Source organism: Cupriavidus sp. WS, assembly GCF_000395345.1.
Classification (GTDB): domain Bacteria; phylum Pseudomonadota; class Gammaproteobacteria; order Burkholderiales; family Burkholderiaceae; genus Cupriavidus; species Cupriavidus basilensis_B.
On sequence record NZ_AQPL01000422.1, the window covers coordinates 1 to 5636 of the forward strand.

Below are 5636 nucleotides of genomic sequence, written 5' to 3' on the forward strand. Positions count from 1 at the left end.
CACCACCAGGATGACGATGTCGGTTGCCTTGGCACCGCGCGCACGCATGGCCGTGAAGGCCTCGTGACCCGGGGTGTCGAGGAAGGTGATCACGCCGCGCTCGGTTTCCACGTGGTAGGCGCCGATGTGCTGCGTGATGCCGCCGGCTTCGCCCGCGGCGACCTTGGCGCGGCGGATGTAGTCCAGCAGCGAGGTCTTGCCGTGGTCGACGTGGCCCATCACGGTCACGACCGGCGGACGCGGCAGCTGCTCGGCGTCGGTGTGCTCTTCGCCGTCCACCACCAGCAGCGCTTCCGGATCGTCCAGCTTGGCGGCGAACGCCTTGTGGCCCATTTCTTCCACCACGATCATGGCGGTTTCCTGGTCCAGCACCTGGTTGATGGTCACCATCTGGCCGAGCTTCATCATCTGCTTGATGACCTCGGATGCCTTGACGGCCATCTTGTGGGCGAGATCGGCCACCGAAATGGTTTCGGGGACGTGCACTTCGCGCACCACGGGTTCGGTCGGCGCCTGGAAGTTGGTGCCGCGGTCGTCCTGCTGGTGGCGGTTGCCACGGCCGCGCGGACCACCGCGCCAGCCGCCCACGCCGCCCGACGAATCGCCGCGCGTCTTCAGGCCGCTGCCCTTCTTCTTCGAGCCTTCGTCCTGCCAGGTCGACGACGTGCCGGCCTTCACCACCTTGCCGGTCTTCTTGTCGACCGTGGTGGTGGCGGTGGCAGCCGTGGTGGCCGGCTTCTTCTCTTCCTTCTTGGTCTCGGTGCCAGGCGCCTTGACCGGCTTGTGCAGCGTGCCGGTCTGCTCGGCCTTCTTTTCCTCGGCCTTGCGTTCGGACGGCGCCTTGAGCACGCGCGCCGGCGCATTCAGCATCTGCTGGATGGCGCGGGCCTCGGCCTCGGCGGCTTCGCGGCGCTTGCGCGCGGCGTCCTGCTCGGCACGGGCCTTGTCGGCGGCTTCCTTGGCCTGGTCGGCGGCCTTCTGCGCGGCGGCGCGCTCGGCGGCAAGGCGAGCCTTGTCGTCCTCGGCCTTCTTGCGCGAATCGTCGTCCTCGGGCGCGGCCGTGGCGGCCGCGGCGCGCAGCGCGGCGGCTTCCTCTTCCGCCTTGCGGGCGGCGAGCTCGGCCTGGCGGCGTTCCTCGGCTTCGAGCGCTTCCTGCTTGGCGCGGCGTTCGGCTTCCTCGCGTTCGGCCGCTTCCTGGCGGGCCTTCAGCTCGGCTTCCTGGCGCGCCAGCTGCTCTGCCTGCAGACGGGCTTCCTCTTCCTGACGCGCCTGTTCGGCGGCGTCGGCCTGCTGGTCGGCACCATCCTGGCCGTCGGCGGCGCCCTCGGGCGAGGCCTCGTCACGCTTGATCAGGACGCGCTTCTTGCGCACCTCGACCTGTACCGTGCGCGTCTTGCCGGTCGAATCGGCCTGGCGGATCTCGGAAGTCTCGCGCTTGGTCAGCGTGATCTTCTTGCGCGCGCTGTCGTCGGCCTGCCCGTGCGAACGCTTGAGGTAGTCCAGCAACCTGGTCTTGTCGGATTCGGTGATGATGTCTTCAGGCGTCACCTTGCCCACCCCAGCTGCCTGCAATTGTTCCAGCAGGGCAGCTGCGCTGCGGCTCAGTTCTGCGGCCAGTTGGGCAACTGTTGTGCTTGCCATTCAAACCCTTTCAATGCTCGGTTTATACGTCGGGACAGTCGTGTGCGGAATACGCGCCCAGGCCGGTCGGTCCGGGCGTGTCCCTCAGTTAAACCAATGTTCCCGTGCTTTCATGATCAACGCGCGGGCCTCTTCTTCGCCCAGGCCGACCATCTCGACCAGTTCGTCGACTGCCAGTTCGGCGAGTTCGTCACGCGTGTGGATATTGCCTTCGGCCAGCTTGCCGATCAGTTCCGGGGTCAGGCCGTCGAGCGAGCGCAGATCCTGCGACACCGCTTCCACCTTTTCTTCCCGGGCCAGTTCCATCGTCAGGAGCGCATCGCGTGCGCGGTTGCGCAGCTCGTTGACGGTGTCTTCGTCGAAGGCATCGATCTCCAGCATCTCGCTGATGGGCACGTAGGCCACTTCTTCCAGCGTGGAGAATCCTTCGTCGATCAGGATGTCGGCCACTTCTTCGTCCACGTCCAGCTTGGCCATGAACAACTTGCGCACCACGTCGCTTTCCTCGGCCTGCTTCTGCGCCGATTCTTCCTGCGTCATGATGTTGATCTGCCAGCCGGTCAGTTCGGACGCCAGGCGCACGTTCTGCCCGCTGCGGCCGATGGCGACGGCGAGGTTTTCCTCGTCGACCACCACGTCCATGCTGTGCTTTTCCTCGTCCACCACGATGGACTGTACCTGTGCCGGGGCCAGCGCGCCGATCACGAACTGCGCCGGATCCTCCGACCACAGCACGATGTCGACCGCCTCGCCGCCGATCTCGTTGCGCACCGCCGTCACCCGCGTGCCGCGCACGCCGACGCAGGTGCCGATCGGGTCGATGCGCTTGTCATGCGCCACCACGGCGATCTTGGCGCGCACGCCGGGGTCGCGCGCGGCCGCCTTGATCTCCAGCAGGCCCTGCTCCATCTCCGGCACTTCGTTCTCGAACAGCTTGATCAGGAACTCGGGCGCGGTGCGCGAGAGCTCGATCTGCGGGCCGCGCGCGGTGCGGTCCACGTTCAGGATGTAGGCGCGCACGCGGTCGCCGGTGCGCAGGTTTTCCTTCGGGATGATCTGATCGCGGGCCAGCAGCGCTTCCACGCGGCCGGACTCCACGATCAGGCCCTTCTTGTCGGCGCGCTTGACCGTGCCGGTCATGACCTTTTCGCCGCGGTCGAGGTAATCGTTGAGGATCTGCTCGCGCTCGGCGTCGCGGATCTTCTGCAGGATCACCTGCTTGGCGGCCTGCGCGCCGATGCGGCCGAACTCGACCGACTCGATCTGTTCCTCAATATAGTCGTCGAGCTGGATGTCCGGGTTCTGCTCGCGCGCTTCGAACATCAGGATCTGCTTGTCCGGCTCCTGCAGGCCCTGTTCATCGGGGACCACGAGCCAGCGGCGGAACGTTTCATGCTCGCCGGATTCGCGATCGATGGCGACGCGGATGTCCACGTCTTCCTCGAAACGCTTCTTGGTTGCCGAAGCGAGTGCCGCTTCCAGCGCACCGAATACCACATCCTTGTCGACGTTCTTCTCACGCGCAAGCGCATCGACGAGCAACAGAACTTCGCGGCTCATTGCTTGTTCCCTTTTTTCTGATTTCCTTTGAAGTCGATCACCGGCACCAGGCGTGCGCGATCGACATCGGATATGGCGAATTCCAGCAGTGCCGTGCCGTCCTTGCCTCCGAACTCCAGGCCGACCTGCTCCGCCCCGGGCTCGCCGGTGGGCGCCTGCAGGATGCCGACGAAGTTCTTCTGGCCGTTGACCGGCAGGCGCAGCGTGACCCTGGCCTCCTGGCCCGCGAAGCGGACGTAGTCAGCCAGTTTCTTGAGCGGCCGGTCCAGCCCCGGCGAGGACACTTCGAGGCGTTCGTAGTCGATGTTCTCGACCGTAAGCACGTGCGTCAGCTGACGGCTTACCTTTTCGCAATCCTCGATGACGATCCCGGTTTCAGGCTGATCGATATAGACGCGCATCAGTCCGCCCGGAGCGCGCTCGAGCTCAACCAGCTCGTACCCCATGCCGTTCAGGGTGGTTTCGATCAAATCTGCCAGATGCACTGTATTCCCGAATAATGGCCATCAATACCGTGGCAGACCCAGCCCACCGGCATCGCCGCCCTTCTTGCCGAAGGCGGCTTCGCAGCCTGCTTGCCTGCCCGTCACCCCGACCGGCGCGCCGTGCGAGGACGGCACGCATGCGGATTGGGCGAACCAAAAAAAAATGGGCGCAATGCCCATCATTCGCCCATCCTTTTTCAGGATGACTTTTGAATAGACTTGGATTATACGCCGTCGCGGTGCAAAAGGCAAAGAGATAGCCGGGAGAACCCGGACGGGCGAGCGGCACGCACCGCACTTCGCCCCATCCCGGCCTGCGCGCCGGCCATCCTGCACCAGAAGGCGTCAGCGGTTGCCGTCGCGGCCGCCGCCGCGCGGGCGGCGATTGCCGCCGGCCTTGCCGGCCTGCGGCATCACATTGCCGTTGACCTCGCCGCCGCCGCGGCGCGGCCCGCGGCCCTGGCCGCCGCCCATGCCGCCGAGACCACCCATGCCGCCCATGCCGCCCATACCGCCGCTGCGGGCACCGCGGCCGCCCCGGCCGCCAGCCCCGCCACCCATGCCGCCCATGCCACCGGGGCCGCGCGGCAGGCCTGCCGCGGCGCCGCCCAGCTTGGTGGTGTGCGAGGTCAGCAGGGTCGGGCCGCCGATGTAGCCCATCGAGGTCTGCATCGGGTCCGGCTGGCCGCGGCCGGCGCCGCTGCCGCGCGGGCCGTTGCTGCGGTTCACACGCGGCAGGCCGTCCATGCCGGTCGGCATCGGCATACCGGCGATGGCCGCCTCGGTGCGCGCCTTGCGCCCGGTGACCTTGCTGCTGCCGCCCTTGGGCTGGCCGTCGCCCTTCGCGGGCGCCTTCAGGCCGATCGAGGCCATCAGCGCGCGCACGTCGTCGGCGGCGAGCTCCTGCCAGCGGCCGCGCTTGAGGCCGCGCGGCAGCAGGAACTGGCCGTAGCGCGTGCGGATCAGGCGCGACACGGTCAGGCCCACGGCCTCGAACATGCGGCGCACTTCGCGGTTGCGGCCTTCGGTCAGCGCCACGTGATACCAGTGGTTGATGCCTTCGCCGCCGCCGTCGGCGATGCGCAGGAAATTGGCCTCGCCGTCGTCGAGCTTGATGCCGTGCAGCAGGCGCTGGCGGTCGGCCTCGGCCAGCTCGCCCAGCGTGCGCACCGCGTATTCGCGCTCCACGCCGTAGCGCGGGTGCATGAACTTGTTGGCGATGTCGCCGGAGGACGTGAAGATCAGCAGGCCTTCGGTGTTGAAGTCGAGGCGGCCCACGGCCACCCACTTGCCCGCCTTGATGCGCGGCAGGCTGTCGAACACGGTCGGACGGCCTTCCGGGTCCGACTGGCTGACGATCTCGCCGGCCGGCTTGTGGTACAGCAGCACGCGCGGCGGCTTGGTCGACACGCGGCGGTGGATCAGCTTGCCGTTGACGCGGACCTGGTCGGCCGGCAGGATGCGCTGGCCGATGTGGGCCGGCAGGCCGTTGACCGAGACGCGCCCCTGCAGGATCAGTTCTTCCATCTCGCGGCGCGAGCCCAGGCCGCCCTCGGCGAGCACCTTGTGCAGCTTGGGCGCGTCGTCGTCGGCCGACAGTTCGCGCACCGGCTTGGCCTTGGCGCGCGCGCCGCCCGCGTCTTCCTGGTCGTACTGCCCGGAAATCACGAAGCGGAACAGGTCTTCGCCGCTGACCGCGGCAGCCGCCGGGGCCTTGTCGGCCGCGCCCGGGGCCTGGCGCTGCGCGCCGCCCTTGCCCTTGCCGCCCTTGCCACCCTGGCCCGCCGGGCGGGCACCGCCCTGCGGCTGGCCTTGCTGGCCCTCGGCGCCGCCGCGGCGGCCCGCGCCCTGCGCCTGCTGGCCCTGCTGCGGCTTGCGCTTGCGCGCGCCGTTCGGGTTGGCGCGGGCGCCGTCGCGCTGGCGTTCGCCGGCGGCCTCGCCGCCCGCATC

The 5636-nt window shown here is 68.2% G+C and carries 5 protein-coding genes; all 5 read right to left on the reverse strand.

Going from position 1 to position 5636, the window contains the following annotated elements; genetic code table 11:
* On the reverse strand, window positions 1–1641 hold a 1641-nt coding region (locus K206_RS0129320; protein ID WP_043367255.1), incomplete at its 3' end, for a translation initiation factor IF-2 N-terminal domain-containing protein.
* Window positions 1642–1725: 84 nt separating this feature from the next.
* Entirely contained in the window at window positions 1726–3201 is a 1476-nt protein-coding gene (nusA, locus tag K206_RS0129325) for a transcription termination factor NusA (RefSeq protein WP_020205926.1), read from the reverse strand.
* Window positions 3198–3686 carry a ribosome maturation factor RimP gene (gene rimP / locus K206_RS0129330; protein ID WP_029044227.1) on the reverse strand — a complete coding sequence of 163 codons (489 nt, stop codon included), beginning with the start codon at window positions 3684–3686 and terminating at the stop codon, window positions 3198–3200. Before rimP ends, nusA begins: the two co-directional genes overlap by 4 nt.
* A gap of 21 nt (window positions 3687–3707) precedes the next feature.
* Window positions 3708–3869 carry a hypothetical protein gene (locus tag K206_RS43205; protein WP_155888316.1) on the reverse strand — a complete coding sequence of 54 codons (162 nt, stop codon included), beginning with the start codon at window positions 3867–3869 and terminating at the stop codon, window positions 3708–3710.
* Window positions 3870–4031: 162 nt separating this feature from the next.
* Window positions 4032–5636, reverse strand: a 1605-nt coding sequence (rluB, locus tag K206_RS39650; RefSeq protein WP_020205928.1) for a 23S rRNA pseudouridine(2605) synthase RluB, incomplete at its 5' end; no start/stop codon positions are given.

Excerpts from the sequence above, each read along its gene's own strand:
- nusA (WP_020205926.1), bottom strand. The coding sequence starts at position 3,201 with ATGAGCCGCGAAGTTCTGTTGCTCGTCGATGCGCTTGCGCGTGAGAAG.
- K206_RS43205 (WP_155888316.1), bottom strand. The coding sequence starts at position 3,869 with ATGATGGGCATTGCGCCCATTTTTTTTTGGTTCGCCCAATCCGCATGC.